Raw genomic sequence first — 15,462 nt, 5'->3', positions numbered from 1 at the left:
ACCGGTCAGGCGAGCTCGTCCCGCGTCCGTTCCGCGGCCGCCCGCAGGCCGGCGGCACCGAGTCCGGCGGCGAGGACGGCACGGCTCGACGTCGGGAGGACGAACGGCAGGGCGTCCCCGAAGGCGTCCCGCAGCTCGCGCGGCCCGGCGCCCTGCGCTCCCACGCCGGGCGCGAGGATGGGGCCGTTGAGGCCGGCCAGGTCCAGGCCGAGGTCCCGTGCGGCGGACCCGACGGTCGCGCCGACCACCAGGCCGACGTGGCCTGGCACGGTGCCCGCGTTCTCGGCGGCGGCCGCGCGGGCGATCGCCCGTGCGACGGAGGCGTCGCCGCCCACGTGCTGGACGGAGCGGCCCTCGGGGTTCGAGGTCAGCGCGAGGACGAACACGCCCCGGCCGGTGGCGGCGGCGAGGTCGAGGGCGGGCCGGAGGGACTCGAACCCCAGGTACGGGTTCAGCGTGACGGCGTCGGCCGCGAGGGGCCGGCCCTCCCCCAGCCAGGCGTCCGCGTAGGCCTGCATGGTGGAGCCGATGTCCCCGCGCTTCGCGTCGGCGATGGTCAGGACGCCGGCGTCGGCCGCCCGGGCGAGCAGGGTCTCGAGGACGGCGAGTCCTCGCGCGCCGTGGCGTTCGTACAGTGCGACCTGCGGCTTGAGGGCCGCGACCACGGGCCCGACGGCGTCGAGCACGGTCAGCGAGAACCGCTCGAGCCCGGCCGGCGAGTCCTCGAGCTCCCAGGCCGCGAGCAGCCCGGGGTGGGGGTCGATGCCGACGCAGAGGCTCCCCCGCGCCGTGCGTGCCGCCGCGAGCCGCTCCCCGAACGGGGCGCGGACCGCGGCACCGGCCTCAGGAGGCATCGCGGGCCTCGGTCGCGGCGCGCAGGTTCGCCGCGTGCTCCTGCAGGCTCGTCACCGACCACTCGTAGGAGCGCATCGCCTCGATCGCCTGCACTGCCGCTCCCACCTCGGGGATCGTCGTGATGACGGGCAGCCCGTAGGACGTCGCGGCGGCGCGGATCTCGTAACCGTCCCCGCGCGCCTGCCCGCCGGAGGGCGTGTTGATGATCATGTCGATGCCGCCCTCGGTGATGAGGTCGACGACGGTGCCCTCCCCCGCGGCGCCGGCGCCCTCGGCGACCTTGCGCACCGTGGTGGCCTGGATGCCGTTGCGGCGCAGCACATCTGCGGTGCCGCCGGTCGAGACGATCTCGAAGCCGAGGTCGACGAGGCGCTTCACCGGCATGATGATGGCGCGCTTGTCCCGGTTCGCGACGGAGACGAAGACCTTGCCCTCGACGGGCAGCGCCGCGTTCGCGGCCGCCTGGCTCTTCGCGAAGGCCGTGTCGAAGTACTTGTCGATGCCCATGACCTCGCCGGTGGAGCGCATCTCGGGGCCGAGCAGCGAATCGACGACGGTCCCCTCCGGGGTGCGGAAGCGGCTGAAGGGCAGCACGGCCTCCTTGACGGAGACGGGTGCGTCGAGCGGGAGGGACCCGCCGTCGCCCTGCGCCGGCAGCAGCCCGCGCTCCCGCAGCTCCGCGACGGTCACGCCGGTGCCGATCAGCGCCGCCCCCTTCGCGAGCTGCACGCCGGTGGCCTTCGAGACGAAGGGCACCGTCCGCGAGGCCCGCGGGTTCGCCTCGAGGACGTACAGCACGTCCGAGGCCAGGGCGAACTGGATGTTGATGAGGCCCCGCACCCCGACGCCCTCCGCGATGGCGAGCGTGGCCTCCCGGACACGCTGCAGCACGTCGGCGCCGAGCGTGATGGGCGGCAGGACGCACGCGGAGTCGCCGGAGTGGATCCCGGCCTCCTCGATGTGCTCCATGATGCCGCCGAGGTACATCTGGGTCCCGTCGTACAGCGCGTCGACGTCGATCTCGATGGCGTCCTCAAGGAAGCGGTCGATCAGTACGGGGTGGGCCTCGGTGATCTCCGTGGCGTTGGCGATGTAGCGCGAGAGGTTCGCCTCGTCGTAGACGATCTCCATGCCGCGGCCGCCGAGCACGTAGGAGGGCCGCACCAGCACGGGGTAGCCGATGTCGTCCGCGATCCGCTTGGCGTCCTCGAAGGACACCGCGGTGCCGTTCTTCGGGGCGATGAGCCCGCCGGCGTCGAGCACGCGGCTGAAGGCGCCGCGGTGCTCGGCGAGGTCGATGGCCTCCGGGGACGTGCCGAGGATGGGGATGCCGGCGTCGGCGAGTTCCTGCGCGAGCTTCAGCGGGGTCTGCCCGCCGAGCTGCACGAACACGCCGAGCACGCCGCCCGTCCGCTCCTCGGCCGCGAGGACCTCGAGGACGTCCTCCAGGGTCAGGGGCTCGAAGTATAGGCGGGTGGAGATGTCGTAGTCCGTGGATACCGTCTCGGGGTTGCAGTTGATCATGACGGTCTCGTAACCGGCCTCGCGCAGCGCCATGGTGGCGTGGACGCACGAGTAGTCGAACTCGATGCCCTGCCCGATCCGGTTGGGCCCTGAGCCGAGGATGACGACCGATGGCTTCTCGTGCACCGCCACCTCGTCCTCCTCGTCGTAGGACGAGTAGTGGTAGGGCGTGTACGCGGCGAACTCGGCCGCGCAGGTGTCCACGGTCTTGAAGACGGGCCGGATGCCGAGGGCGTGCCGGACACCGCGGACGACGGCGTCGGGCGTATGGGTGAGCGCACCGATCTGCTCGTCCGAGAAGCCGTGGCGCTTGGCAAGCCGCAGGACGTCCTCGGTGAGGTTGGGTGCCGTGCGCACCTCGTCCGCGACCTCGTTGAGCAGGACCAGCTGGTCGAGGAACCAGGGGTCGATCCCGGTGGCCTCGTAAAGGCGCTCCACGCTCGCGCCGCCGAGCAGGGCGCGCTGCACCTGCGAGAGGCGCTCGGTGGTGGGGCGCTTCGCGGCCTCCACGAGCGCGTCGACCTCGTCCGCGCCGATCGGCGCGAAGGAGAGTTGGGAGCCCTTCTGCTCGAGCGAGCGGAGGGCCTTCTGCAGGGCCTCGGTGAAGTTGCGGCCCAGTGCCATCGCCTCGCCGACGGACTTCATGGTGGTGGTGAGCGTGGGGTCGGCCGCCGGGAACTTCTCGAACGCGAACCGCGGGACCTTCACCACCACGTAGTCGAGGGTCGGTTCGAACGACGCCGGGGTCTTCAGCGTGATGTCGTTCGGGATCTCGTCGAGCGTGTAGCCGAGCGAGAGCTTCGTCGCGATCTTCGCGATCGCGAAGCCGGTGGCCTTCGACGCCAGCGCCGAGGAGCGGGACACGCGGGGATTCATCTCGATCACGACGACGCGGCCCGTGCCGGGCTCGACGGCGAACTGGATGTTGCAGCCGCCCGTGTCGACGCCGACCTCGCGGATCACCGCGATCGAGATGTCGCGGAGGCGCTGGTACTCGCGGTCGGTGAGCGTGAGCGCGGGGGCCACGGTGATGGAGTCGCCGGTGTGGACACCCACCGGGTCGAAGTTCTCGATGGAGCAGACGACCACGACGTTGTCGTTCCTGTCGCGCATCATCTCGAGCTCGTACTCCTTCCACCCGAGGATGCTCTCCTCGAGGAGGACCTCGCTCGTCGGGCTGTACTGCAGGCCCTGGCCCACGATGCGGCGCAGGTCCTGCTCGGTGTACGCGAGCCCGGAGCCGAGGCCGCCCATGGTGAAGGAGGGACGGACGACCATGGGGTAGCCGAGGTCGTCGGCGGCGACGAGGGCCTCGTCGATGGTGTGGATGATCGCGGAGCGCGCGGATTCGGCGCCGCAGCGCTCGACGACGCCCTTGAACTTCTCGCGGTCCTCGCCGAGCTCGATCGCGGCGATGTTCGCGCCGATGAGCTCGACGCCGAACTTCTCGAGCACGCCGTTCTTGTCGAGCGCGATCGCCGTGTTGAGCGCGGTCTGCCCGCCGAGGGTCGGCAGCAGGGCGTCGGGGCGCTCCTTCTCGATGATCTTCGCGACGACGTCGGGCGTGATCGGCTCGACGTAGGTCGCGTCCGCGAACTCGGGATCCGTCATGATGGTCGCCGGGTTCGAGTTCACGAGGATGACCCGCAGGCCCTCCTCGCGCAGGACGCGCAGCGCCTGGGTGCCCGAGTAGTCGAATTCGGCGGCCTGCCCGATGACGATCGGGCCGGAGCCGATGACCAGGACGCTCTTGAGGTCGGTTCTGCGGGGCATCAGTTCTCTTCCTGCGTTGTGCCGGGGCGTGCGCTGTCTTCTGCTGTCGCGTGGCGGGGCTGCGTGCCCGTCACCTTGGATCCGTGCGTGCCGAGTTCCGCGGCGGCCGCACGGGCGAGCGCCGCCGCCTCGGACGGCGCGTCGAGGGCCGACGCGAGGACGGCGTCCCCCGAGCCGGGGTCCGCCTTCTCGGCCTGCATGAGGGCGATGAAGCGGTCGAAGAGGTACGCCGAGTCGTGGGGACCGGCGGCCGCCTCCGGGTGGTACTGGACGGAGAAGGCGGGCAGGTCCAGGCATGCGAGGCCCTCGACGACGTCGTCATTGAGGTTCACGTGGCTCACCTCGACGCGGCCGTACGAGCCCGCGGGCGCCTCGACCGGGCCGTCGAGTGGCGCGTCGACCGCGAAGCCGTGGTTGTGCGAGGTGATCTCGACCTTGCCGGTGCGGCGGTCGAGGACGGGCTGGTTGATGCCGCGGTGGCCGTAGCGCAGCTTGTAGGTGCCGAAGCCGAGGGCGCGGCCGAGGATCTGGTTGCCGAAGCAGATGCCGAAGAACGGGATCCGGGCGTCGAGGACGCGGCGCAGCAGCTCCACCTGCGCGTCGGCGGTCGCGGGATCGCCCGGGCCGTTGGACATGAAGACCCCGTCCGGCGCTGCCCGGGTGATGTCGTCGAAGCTGGCGCCGGCGGGCAGGACCACGGTCCGCACGCCGCGCTGGGCGAAGTGCTTGGGCGTCATGGCCTTGATGCCGAGGTCGAGGGCCGCGATGGTGGCGACCGTCCCGCCGGTCCAGCCGTGGTCGGCGGGCTCGACGACGTACGCCTCGTCGATGCTGACCTCCTCGGCGAGGCGGGCGCCGGCCATGGACGGCTGGGCGAGGACCTGCTCCACGAGCCGCTCCTCGCTCGACGCGGCGTCGGCACCGGAGAAGATCCCGGCCCTCATGGCGCCGCGCTCGCGGAGGTGCCGGGTGACGGCGCGCGTGTCCACGCCCTCGATGCCGACGACGCCCTGCTCGCGCAGCTGCTCGTCCAGGCTCTGCTCGGAGCGCCAGTTGGACGGGCGGCGGGCGGCGTCGCGGACGATGTAGCCGGCCACCCAGATGCGGCGCGACTCGGCGTCGTCCGCGTTCACGCCCGTGTTGCCGATGTGCGGTGCGGTCTGCACCACGAGCTGGCGGGCGTAGGAGGGGTCGGTGAGGGTCTCCTGGTAGCCGGTCATGCCGGTCGCGAAGACGGCCTCGCCGAGCGCGGTGCCCTCGGCGCCGTACGCGCGGCCGCGGAACGTCCGCCCGTCCTCCAGGACGAGCACCGCGGGTGTCTTCGGTCGGACCGGTGCCTTCGATGGAGCGTGGCTCACAGCTGTTCCCTGCCTTCGGGGGTCGGTGGAGTTCGGTGGTTCGTCGTGTCTGCGGTGCCGGGCGTACCCGGCGTGTTCGGGGTGCCGGGTGTTCCGGGGGTGCCGGGCGTCCCGTCCGGGACGAGCGCCGCGATCGCGGCGACGAGCTGGGCCTTCTGCGCGGGGTGGCGGGTGCGGAAGCCGGTGTCGACGCGCCCGGCGCCGAGGCGCCAGGTCATGACGACGAGGCCCTCCTTCTCGACGAACTTGCCCGTCATGCCTGCGGCCAGGTGCACCGAGGTGAGGTCGGCGCGGGGGATGAAGACGGTGCGCGCGCCGGTGCGGTCGAGGACGACGCCGTCGGGGTGCACCGTGGCGACGGCGTTGCCGCGGAGGCCGAGCCCGTGGACCGCGATGCGGTCGAGCCAGTCCCCCGCCGTCGTCGTCGCGACGTACTGTCCGTCCGCCTCGTAGAGGACCGGCCCGGGGTCCGCGGGTGTCTCCGGCGGCGCGGGGACGTCCGCCTGGCGGCGGAGCCGGTTGCGCCACCCGAGCGCCATGAGCCCGACGAGGACCGCGATGATGCCCAGCGTCAGGGCCACCCAGCCTAGATACTCCATGCCGGAGCCTCCCCGGTGGGGCCCAGGGCCGCCGGGCGCGGGGTGGCGAGCCGGCCGTCGAGGACCGTGGCGTGCCCGGCGAAGAAGGTCGCCCGCACGCTGCCGGGCAGTTCGAGGCCGCGGAACGGGCTGTTGCGTCCCTTCGTGGCCATCGTCGCGGGGTCGACGGTCCAGCGGGCCGCGGGGTCGACGAGGATCAGGTTCGCGGGCTCGCCGGCGGCGAGGGGACGGCCCTGGTGCGCGAGCCGGCCGATGCGGGCCGGTGTCACGGACGTGACCCTGGCGAAGCCCTCCCAGTCGAGCAGCCCGGTCTCGACCATGGCGTGCTGCACCACGGACAGGGCGGTCTCGAGGCCGGTCATGCCCATGGCGGCCTGCGCCCACTCGCACTCCTTGTGCTCGCTCGGGTGCGGGGCGTGGTCCGTGCCGACGACGTCGATCGTCCCGTCGGCGAGGGCCGCGCGGAGGGCAGCGACGTCGTCGGAGGTGCGCAGCGGCGGGTTGACCTTGTAGACGGGGTCGTAGCTGCGGACCAGGTCGTCGGTGAGGAGCAGGTGGTGCGGCGTGACCTCGGCGGTGACGTCGATGCCGCGGGCCTTGGCCCAGCGGATGATCTCGACGGAGCCCGCGGTGGAGACGTGGCAGACGTGGAGGCGCGAGCCGACGTGCTGGGCGAGCAGGACGTCGCGGGCGATGATGCTCTCCTCGGCGACAGCGGGCCAGCCGGTCAGGCCGAGGACCGCGGAGACGTCGCCCTCGTTCATCTGGGCGCCCTCGGTGAGGCGCGGTTCCTGCGCGTGCTGGGCGATCACGCCGTCGAACGCCTTGACGTACTCGAGGGCCCGGCGCATGAGCACGGGGTCGGAGACGCAGATGCCGTCGTCGGAGAAGACGCGCACGGCTGCCCGCGACTCGGCCATCGCTCCGAGTTCGGCGAGGCGTTCGCCGCCGAGCCCGACGGTGACGGCGCCGACGGGGCGCACCTCGACCCATCCGGAGGCGAGGCCCAGGCGGTACACCTGTTCCACCACGCCCGCGGTGTCGGCCACCGGCGAGCTGTTGGCCATGGCGTGGATCGCGGTGAAGCCGCCGAGGGCGGCGGCGCGCGATCCCGTCTCGACCGTCTCCGCGTCCTCGCGTCCCGGCTCCCGGAGGTGGGTGTGGAGGTCCACCATGCCGGGCAGGGCGACGAGCCCCGCCGCGTCGACGGTCGCCGCGTCCGGCAACGCCTCGGCGGCCGCGGCGCTGCCCACGGCCGCGATGACGCCGTCGCGCAGGAGGAGGTCCCCGGTGGCGCGTCCGAGGAGGGAGGCGCCGCGGATGAGGTACTGGGTCGGAGCTGCGGGGGTGCCGGTGGGGGTGGTCACGGGGTGCGGCCTTCCGGGATCAGGACGGGGTCGTCGTGCTGGTCGTGCGTGTCGTCGTCGTGCGGGTCGCCGGCGAGCAGCAGGTACAGCGTGGCCATCCGCACGGAGACGCCGTTGCGGACCTGGGCGAGGACGGTGGAGCGCGGGGAGTCGGCGGCGGCCGAGGAGATCTCCAGCCCGCGGTTCATGGGGCCCGGGTGCATGATGACGGTGTCGTCGAGGCCCAGGGTGTCGAGCAGGGCCAGCCGGCCGTCGTCGAAGCCCCACCGCCGCGAGTACTCCCGCGTGGAGGGGAAGAACGCCGCGTTCATGCGCTCGGCCTGCAGGCGGAGCATCATGACGGCGTCGGGCCGTTCGGCCAGGGCGTCGTCCAGGTTGTAGAAGACGGTGCAGGGCCAGACACCGACGCCGACGGGCAGCAGCGTGGGCGGGCCGGCGAGCAGCACCTCCGCCCCGAGGGTCGTCAGGAGCCACACGTTGGAGCGGGCCACGCGCGAATGGAGGACGTCGCCGACGATCAGCACCTTCATGCCGGTGAGGTCCGTCCCGGCGGACGCGGTCCCGCCCACCTGCGCCCAGTGCCGGCGGAGGGTGAACGCGTCGAGGAGGGCCTGCGTGGGGTGCTCGTGCGTGCCGTCGCCGGCGTTGACGACGGCCGCGTCGATCCAGCCCGAGGCCGCCAGGCGGGCGGGCGCGCCCGAGGCGGGGTGGCGGATGACCACGGCGTCCGCGCTCATGGCCTCCAGGGTCTGCGCGGTGTCCTTCAAGGACTCGCCCTTGGAGACCGAGGAGCCCTTCGCCGCGAAGTTGATGACGTCCGCGGACAGCCGCTTCGCCGCCGCCTCGAACGAGATGCGCGTGCGGGTGGAGTCCTCGAAGAAGAGGTTCACGACGGTGCGTCCGCGCAGCGCCGGCAGCTTCTTGATCTCGCGCTCCCCCACCGCCGCCATCTCCTCGGCGACGTCGAGGAGGCGCAGCGCGTTCCGCGCGGAGAGGTCCTGCGTGCTCAGCAGGTGCTTCACACGCGGTCCTCGATGACGACCTCGTTGACGGCCGAGCCGCCGATCAGGTCGATCTCCGCGAGGTGCACCCGCACGCGTTCGCGGGACGACGTCGGGAGGTTCTTGCCCACGTGGTCGGCGCGGATCGGCAGTTCCCGGTGCCCGCGGTCCACGAGGACGGCGAGGCGGACGGTGCGGGGCCGGCCGAGGTCGGCGAGGGCGTCGAGCGCGGCGCGGACGGTCCGTCCGGAGTACAGCACGTCGTCGACGAGCACCACGACCTTGTCGTCGATACCCGACGGCGGCAGCTGGGTGGCGAGCGGGGAGCGGGTGGGGTGGCGCCGCAGGTCGTCGCGGTACATCGTGACGTCGAGCTGGCCGGTGATGAGGTCAGGGTCGACGGCGGGGTCGACGGCGGCGATCTTCTGGGCCAGCCGCTGTGCGAGGGGGAAACCCCTGCGCGGGATGCCGAGGAGGACGAGGTCGCGGGAGCCCTTGTTCGCCTCGAGGATCTCGTGGGCGATGCGCGTGAGTGCGCGGTCTATGTCTGCTTCTGCGAGAACAACGCGCTTGTGCGGGCCGGATTCCGGGGTAGGCACGGTCATAACACGCCTCCTCCTTCCCCGCCTCACCGGACGGAATTTAAAGGTTGGTTGCGATGCCAAAACTACCACAGCGCCGCTTGCACCTAGGGTTGCCTCATGGCAATGAACACCCCCGGACGGGGCCCGGGCGGCCCGCAGGAGAACGGCCCGCAGGGCTACGGGCAGCGACACCAGGACCACCAGCCCCACGAGCCGCAGGACTGGTGGGGCACCACGACGCTGCGGCACGACCACCCCGCGCCCACCCGGACGGGCGGGCCGCCCTTCCAGCCGGTCTGGAACCAGCCGCCGCCCCGCCGCCGTGGCGTGTTCACCGTCATACTCGTGATCCTCGCGGCCCTCGTGGTGGCCGGCGTCCTGCTCCTGCTCTCGCTGTCGCTGGGACCGTCGGCGTTCCTCCTGTGCGGGTTCCTCGCCCTCGTCCCCCTCGGCATCTGCCTGCTCGGGCTGCGCTGGATCGACCGCTGGGATCCCGAGCCCCGCGGTGCCCTGCTCTTCGCGTTCCTCTGGGGCGCCGGGACCTCCGTGGTCGTGACGCTCCTGCTCGGCACCTACGTGGTGGACCTGCTGGGCAGCGCCCTCGCCACGACCTCCCCGGCGGTGATCGGGCCCGTGCTGCAGGCGCCGCTGGTCGAGGAGTTCGCCAAGGGCCTCGGCGTGCTGATCCTCGTCTACACGCGCCGCAGCCACTTCGACGGCCCGGTGGACGGGATCGTCTACGCCGGCACCGTCGCGGCGGGCTTCGCCTTCACCGAGAACATCCTGTACTTCGGGTCGGCCGTCCGGGACTCGGGCGATGCCGGCGCACTCGTGGGCGTCTTCATCCTCCGCGGCCTGTTCTCCCCCTTCGCGCACGTCATGTTCACCTCGCTCCTCGGCTTCGTCCTCGGGTACGCGCTGAGCCGCGGCGGCGGGAACGCGCGCATCCTCGGCGCGTTCGTCCTCGGACTCGTCCCGGCGATGGCGGGCCACATGCTGTGGAACGGCGGCACCCTCGTCCTGTTCGACAACTTCCTGCTCTTCTACGTGGTGGTGCAGGTGCCGCTGTTCGTCGCGGCCGTGGTCGTCGTCGTCCTCCTCCGGCGCTCGGAGCGGCGCCTCACCGAGGCCCGCCTCGGCGACTACGCGCGCGCCGGCTGGTTCACGCCCGAGGAGGTGCGCATGCTCGCCACCCGTCCGGGCCGGTCGCAGGCCCTGGCCTGGGCGGCGTCGGTGGGGGCGAAGAGCGACATGCGCGAGTTCATCCGGACGGGATCACGCATCGCGTACACGCGCCAGCGCCTGCTCGGCGGGCGCCGCGACGCCGACTACGCGGCCGAGGAGCGCACGCTGCTGGACGAGGCGACGCAGCGCCGGGCGCGGATCTTCCAGCTGGCGTCAGCGGCGCGCTGACGGGGCCGGAACGCAGGAAGCTCCCGCCGTCCGGTGGCGGACGACGGGAGCCGACGGAAGGGCTCAGGCGAGCAGCGTGGGCTTCAGCTGCTGCAGGCGCCCGAGGAGCCCGTTGATGAACTTCGGTGACTCGTCGGTGGAGAGCATCTTCGCGAGCTCAACGGCTTCGCTCACCGCGACGCCGTCGGGGACGTCGTCGTTGTAGAGCAGTTCCCAGGAGCCGATCCGCAGGAGCATGAGGTCGACGGCCGGCATGCGGTCGAGCGTCCACCCCTGCGAGTACGTGCTGAGGAACTCGTCGATCTGCTCCTGGTGCTCCAGGACGCCTTCCACGATGTCGACCGTGTAGTCGGCGATGACCATGTCCGTCTTCTCACGGCGCGCCCGGATGACCTCGAGGGCCGGCATGTCCCGCTGCTCGGACTCGAAGAGGACGTCCAGGGCCCGGCGCCGGGCCTTGCTGCGTGCACTCACTCGTTGACGCGTCCCAGGTAGTCGCCCGTGCGGGTGTCGACCTTGACCTTGGTGCCGGTGCCGAGGAACAGCGGGACCTGGATCTCGTGGCCCGTCTCGACGGTCGCGGGCTTCGTGCCGCCCGTGGAGCGGTCGCCCTGGAGGCCCGGCTCGGTGTAGGTGATCTCCAGCGTCACGGAGGCGGGCAGCTCGACGTAGAGGGGCGAGCCCTCGTGCATGGCGATGGTGGCCATCTGGCTCTCGAGCATGAAGTTCGCGGCGTTCCCCACGGTCTTGCCGGGCACCGTGATCTGGTCGTAGTCCGTGGTGTCCATGAAGACGAAGTCCTCGCCGTCCTTGTACAGGTACTGGTAGTCGCGACGGTCCACGGTGGCCGTCTCGATCTTCAGGCCGGCGTTGAAGGTCTTGTCGACCACCTTGCCGGAGAGGATGTTGCGAAGCTTGGTGCGGACGAAGGCTCCACCCTTGCCGGGCTTGACGTGCTGGAACTCGAGGACGTTCCAGAGGTTGCCCTCGAGCTTCAGGACGGTGCCGTTTTTGATGTCGTTCGTGGTCGCCACAGATTCACTTTCGTCGATGTCGCTGATGGATGGGCCGGCCGGGGCACGGCGGGCGCGGAGAAGAGCGCCGAAAGTCCAGAGACCAGTCTACCCTGCGCGACGCGGTGACCGGCTGGGCGCCGGTGCCCGACCCCCGTGCGGTCGGGTCAGGAGGCGATCTCCTGGTAGGCGGCGAAGAGGAGTGACGTGTCGGGGACCTCCAGCATGCCGGGGCGGCCGATGCCGTCGAGCACCACGAACCGGAGGAGGTCGCCCCGTGACTTCTTGTCGCGGCGCATCCCGTCGAGGAGCGAGGCCCACCGGTCCCGGCGGTAGGTGACGGGCAGGCCGAGCGACTCCAGGATGCTCCTGTGGCGGTCGGCGTCGGCGTCGCTGAGGCGCCCCACCATGCGGGAGAGCTCGGCGGCGAACACGAGGCCCACCGAGACGGCCGCACCGTGCCGCCACGAGTACCGCTCGGCGAGTTCGATCGCATGCCCGAGCGTGTGCCCGTAGTTGAGGTACTCGCGGCGGCCCGCTTCGCGCAGGTCCTCCGAGACGATCTCGGCCTTGACCCGGATGGCGCGTTCCACGAGCTCCCGCAGCACCGGCGAGGTGGCGTCCGCCGCAGCATCGGTGTCCTGTTCGAGGAGGGCCAGGATGGCAGGGTCCGCGATGAAGCCGCACTTCACCACTTCGGCCAGTCCCGTGACGAGCTCGTTCTTCGGCAGTGTCGCCAGCGCGTCGAGATCGGCCAGGACCGCGGCGGGCGGGTGGAACGCGCCCACGAGGTTCTTGCCCTCGGCGGTGTTGATGCCCGTCTTGCCACCCACGGCGGCATCGACCATGGCGAGAAGGCTCGTGGGCAGGTGCACGACCCGGACGCCGCGGAGCCAGGTCGCCGCGACGAAGCCGCCGAGGTCCGTCACGGCGCCTCCGCCGACCGTCACGACGGCGTCGGACCGCGTGAAGTCGTTCTGGCCGAGGACCTGCCAGCAGAACGCGGCCACCTGGATGTGCTTGCCCTCCTCGGCGTCGGGGATCTCCGCCGTGACGGCCGTGAAGCCGGCGTCGGCGAGTTCGGCACGCACGGTGTCGCCTGTGGCGCGGAGGGCCCGCGGGTGGATGACCAGGACGCGGCGCACCCGCTCGCCGAGGATCGCGGGGAGCCGACCGAGAAGTCCCCGGCCGACGACGACGTCGTAGTCACCGTCGACGGCGCCGCCGGTCACGGGGATGATGGTTGCTTCGTCAGTCGCCATGGGGGTTGGTTCCGCTCTCGTCGTCCGGGGTGGGGGTGTCGGGGATGATGTCGGTGTCGTGCGTGTCATGCAGGATGACGGTCGGTGTGCCGTGCGGGGCGTTCCCGTCCAGTGCGCGCAGCACCGCCTCGGTGGCCTCGCGGACGGTGAGCCCCCGCGTGTCGACGACGGAGGTCGCCACGGCGGCGTAGACCGGCCGCCGCGCGTCGTACAGCTCCTGCCACCGCTCGGCGGGTCGTCCGGCGAGGAGGGGCCGGCCGGAGTCGGCGCCGATGCGCGGGAGGACTGTCGCGAGGTCCGTGTCGAGGAAGACGACGACGGCGTCCGCAAGAAGGGACCGGGTGCCGGGGTGCAGCACCGCTCCCCCGCCGAGTGAGACCACGACGCCGTCCGCCGTCAGGGCCTCGCCCACTACGTCGGCCTCGAGGTCGCGGAACACCTGCTCGCCGCCACGGGCGAAGATGCCGGGGATGCTGCCGTGCCGCTCGACGATGACGCGGTCCGTGTCGACGAAGCGTGCGCCGGTCCGTCGTGCGAGCATCCGCCCGACGGCCGACTTGCCGACGGCCATGGGGCCGACGAGGACCACGCGGCGGTTCCCGCCCATCAGACTCCGGCGGAGTCCAGGAACTCCGGGATGTTCTCGAGGTAGCCGCGCAGGTTCCGTGCCGTCTCCGCCAGGGAGTCGCCGCCGAACTTCTCGGTGACGGCCTCGGCCAGGACGAGGGCCGTCATGGCCTCCGCCACGACCCCGGCGGCGGGTACCGCGCACACGTCCGACCGCTGGTGGTGGGCGCGGGCCGCGGCACCCGTGCTGACGTCGACGGTGCGTAGCGCGCGCGGCACCGTGGCGATGGGCTTCATCGCGGCGCGCACGCGCAGGGCGTCGCCGATGCTCATGCCGCCCTCGATGCCGCCGGCGCGGTTGGAGAGGCGCACGATCTTGCCGTCGTCGTTGCGGACGATCTCGTCGTGCGCCGCGGTGCCGCGCCGGGCAGCGGTCCGGAAGCCGTCGCCGACCTCCACGCCCTTGATGGCCTGGATGCCCATGAGGGCGGCGGCGAGCCGGGAATCCAGCCTCCGGTCCCAGTGGACGTAGCTGCCGAGTCCCGGCGGGAGCCCGTACGCGACGACCTCGACGACGCCGCCGAGGGTCTCGCCCTCCTTGTGGGCGGCGTCGACCTCGGCCACCATGGCGTCCGAGGTGTCCCGGTCGAAGCAGCGCAGCGGATCGGTGTCGAGGGCGATCACGTCGCTCGGCACGGGCAGGGGTGCGTCCTCGGGGACCGAGACGGAGCCGATCGACACGGTGTGGCTGACGAGGTGGATGCCGAGGCCGGCGAGGAACCGCGCGGCGACGGTGCCGAGGGCGACGCGGGTCGCGGTCTCGCGGGCGCTGGCACGTTCGAGGACGGGCCGGGCCTCGTCGAAGCCGTACTTCTGCATGCCGGTGAAGTCGGCGTGGCCGGGGCGGGGCCGTGTGAGGGGCGCGTTCCGGGCCGACGCGGCGAGTTCGGCCGCGTCCTCCCCTTCGAGGGGATCGGCCGACATGATCTTCTCCCACTTGGGCCACTCGGTGTTGGCGACCTCGATGGCCACCGGGCCGCCCTGCGTCACCCCGTGGCGTACGCCGCCGAGGATGCGGACCTGGTCCTGCTCGAACTTCATGCGGGCGCCGCGGCCGTAGCCGAGGCGGCGCCGGGCGAGGGCCTCCTGCACGTCGGTGCTCGTGACGGCCACCCCCGCGGGCATCCCCTCGATGATGCCGACCACGGAGGGGCCGTGGGATTCTCCTGCCGTCAACCAACGCAACATGGCTTCCATACTGCCATGCGGGGGCGGGGGGATCAGCGCCGTGCGGCGCCCACTGCGTCACACATCACGTCGAGGACCGTCCGGGGGTCCTGTGCGGTGGCGGGGAAGAACAGGCGCACCTGCTCCACGGCCTGGTGCAGCAGCATGTCGAGGCCCGGCACGATCGTCCCGCCGGCCTGCTGCCAGGCCGCGGCGAGCGAGCTGGGCCAGGGGTCGTAGGCGACGTCGAGCAGCGTGCCCTGCGTGGTGAAGCCGGCCGCGGCGAGGCTCGCGGCCAGGGGGTCCGCCGCGCGGGGCGGCAGCGTGGAGACCACGACGTCGGCCACTGCCACGGCGTCGGCGGCCGTGGGCCAGGGGACGAGGACGACGCCGACGCCGAGGGCCTGCCCGATGCGCAGGAGGTCGGCCGAGGCCCCGGGCCGCCGGACGACCACCCGGACGGTGGCCGACCCGAGACGGGCGAGTGCCGCGACGGCCGCCGCCGCGGTTCCTCCGCCGCCGAGGATCACCGCGCGTCCGGGCTCCTGCACGCCGGCCGAGGCCAGTGCGTTGGCCACCCCGGCGACGTCGGTGTTGTGGCCGGTGAGCACGCGGTCGCCGGGCTCGCCGTCGACGACGACGGTGTTGACGACCCCGAGGATCGCGGCCTGTTCCGTCATGGCGTCGACGAGCCGCGCCACCGCCGCCTTCAGGGGCATGGTGACGGACAGGCCACGCCAGCCGGGGGCGGCCCGCACACCGTCGACGAACGCGACCAGGCTCGCCTCAGCGACGTCGACGGCCGTGTAGGAGCAGTCGATGCCGAGCTCCCGGTAGGCGGCCGCGTGCAGCAGTGGGGACTTCGAGTGCGCGATGGGCGAGCCGATCACGGCGGCCCGGAGCGGCGCCGTGGGCACGG

At 72.3% G+C, this 15,462-nt stretch carries 14 protein-coding genes; 1 reads left to right on the top strand and 13 read right to left on the bottom strand.

Translation table 11 applies throughout. The features are described from left to right. Nucleotides 1-5: 5 nt before the first annotated feature. From pyrF to pyrR, 7 genes are read right to left on the bottom strand one after another with little or no spacing between them, the layout of a single operon-like run. Nucleotides 6-854: an orotidine-5'-phosphate decarboxylase gene (pyrF, locus tag ACX80K_RS01555; protein ID WP_459270110.1), complete on the bottom strand. Its 849-nt coding sequence runs from the start codon at nt 852-854 to the stop codon at nt 6-8. After that, complete coding sequence (gene carB, locus ACX80K_RS01550) at nt 844-4,152, bottom strand: carbamoyl-phosphate synthase large subunit (protein ID WP_459270109.1); 3,309 nt, start codon at nt 4,150-4,152, stop codon at nt 844-846. Before carB ends, pyrF begins: the two co-directional genes overlap by 11 nt. Beyond that, nucleotides 4,152-5,510, bottom strand: coding sequence for a glutamine-hydrolyzing carbamoyl-phosphate synthase small subunit (gene carA / locus ACX80K_RS01545; protein WP_459270108.1), 1,359 nt, complete (start codon nt 5,508-5,510; stop codon nt 4,152-4,154). The genes carB and carA overlap by 1 nt, the downstream gene beginning before the upstream one ends. Further along, nucleotides 5,507-6,109 (bottom strand): PH-like domain-containing protein, encoded by a 603-nt coding sequence (locus ACX80K_RS01540; RefSeq protein WP_459270107.1) that lies wholly within the window; start codon nt 6,107-6,109, stop codon nt 5,507-5,509. The genes carA and ACX80K_RS01540 overlap by 4 nt, the downstream gene beginning before the upstream one ends. Further along, on the bottom strand, nt 6,097-7,476 hold the full coding sequence (locus ACX80K_RS01535; RefSeq protein ID WP_459270106.1) for a dihydroorotase: 1,380 nt from the start codon (nt 7,474-7,476) through the stop codon (nt 6,097-6,099). Before ACX80K_RS01535 ends, ACX80K_RS01540 begins: the two co-directional genes overlap by 13 nt. Further along, complete coding sequence (locus ACX80K_RS01530) at nt 7,473-8,498, bottom strand: aspartate carbamoyltransferase catalytic subunit (protein ID WP_459270105.1); 1,026 nt, start codon at nt 8,496-8,498, stop codon at nt 7,473-7,475. The genes ACX80K_RS01535 and ACX80K_RS01530 overlap by 4 nt, the downstream gene beginning before the upstream one ends. Continuing rightward, the gene (gene pyrR / locus ACX80K_RS01525; protein WP_104181747.1) at nt 8,495-9,082 is read right to left on the bottom strand and encodes a bifunctional pyr operon transcriptional regulator/uracil phosphoribosyltransferase PyrR; all 588 of its coding nucleotides are present in this window, start codon (nt 9,080-9,082) and stop codon (nt 8,495-8,497) included. Before pyrR ends, ACX80K_RS01530 begins: the two co-directional genes overlap by 4 nt. 96 nt (nt 9,083-9,178) lie before the next feature. On the opposite strand from pyrR, the gene ACX80K_RS01520 reads away from it, so the two are divergent. Continuing rightward, nucleotides 9,179-10,474, top strand: a complete 1,296-nt coding sequence (locus ACX80K_RS01520) for a PrsW family intramembrane metalloprotease (RefSeq protein WP_459270104.1) — start codon at nt 9,179-9,181, stop codon at nt 10,472-10,474. A 63-nt stretch (nt 10,475-10,537) separates the two neighbouring features. Here ACX80K_RS01520 and nusB read toward each other — a convergent pair whose 3' ends face one another. From nusB to ACX80K_RS01490, 6 genes are all read right to left on the bottom strand, one after another. Then, nucleotides 10,538-10,948, bottom strand: coding sequence for a transcription antitermination factor NusB (gene nusB / locus ACX80K_RS01515; protein ID WP_459270103.1), 411 nt, complete (start codon nt 10,946-10,948; stop codon nt 10,538-10,540). Continuing rightward, nucleotides 10,945-11,508, bottom strand: a complete 564-nt coding sequence (gene efp, locus ACX80K_RS01510; RefSeq protein WP_434994146.1) for an elongation factor P — start codon at nt 11,506-11,508, stop codon at nt 10,945-10,947. Before efp ends, nusB begins: the two co-directional genes overlap by 4 nt. A gap of 146 nt (nt 11,509-11,654) precedes the next feature. Next, nucleotides 11,655-12,749 (bottom strand): 3-dehydroquinate synthase, encoded by a 1,095-nt coding sequence (aroB, locus tag ACX80K_RS01505; RefSeq protein ID WP_459270102.1) that lies wholly within the window; start codon nt 12,747-12,749, stop codon nt 11,655-11,657. Beyond that, nucleotides 12,739-13,356 carry a shikimate kinase gene (locus tag ACX80K_RS01500; RefSeq protein ID WP_459270101.1) on the bottom strand — a complete coding sequence of 206 codons (618 nt, stop codon included), beginning with the start codon at nt 13,354-13,356 and terminating at the stop codon, nt 12,739-12,741. The genes aroB and ACX80K_RS01500 overlap by 11 nt, the downstream gene beginning before the upstream one ends. Further along, complete coding sequence (gene aroC, locus ACX80K_RS01495; protein WP_459270099.1) at nt 13,356-14,564, bottom strand: chorismate synthase; 1,209 nt, start codon at nt 14,562-14,564, stop codon at nt 13,356-13,358. Before aroC ends, ACX80K_RS01500 begins: the two co-directional genes overlap by 1 nt. A gap of 32 nt (nt 14,565-14,596) precedes the next feature. Then, nucleotides 14,597-15,460 (bottom strand): shikimate dehydrogenase, encoded by an 864-nt coding sequence (locus ACX80K_RS01490; protein ID WP_459270098.1) that lies wholly within the window; start codon nt 15,458-15,460, stop codon nt 14,597-14,599. Nucleotides 15,461-15,462 lie beyond the last annotated feature (2 nt).

It is taken from the genome of Arthrobacter sorbitolis, assembly GCF_054510995.1.
The sequence above is the reverse complement of the archived record's forward strand: the minus strand, read 5'-3'. Positions and strand labels throughout refer to the sequence as shown.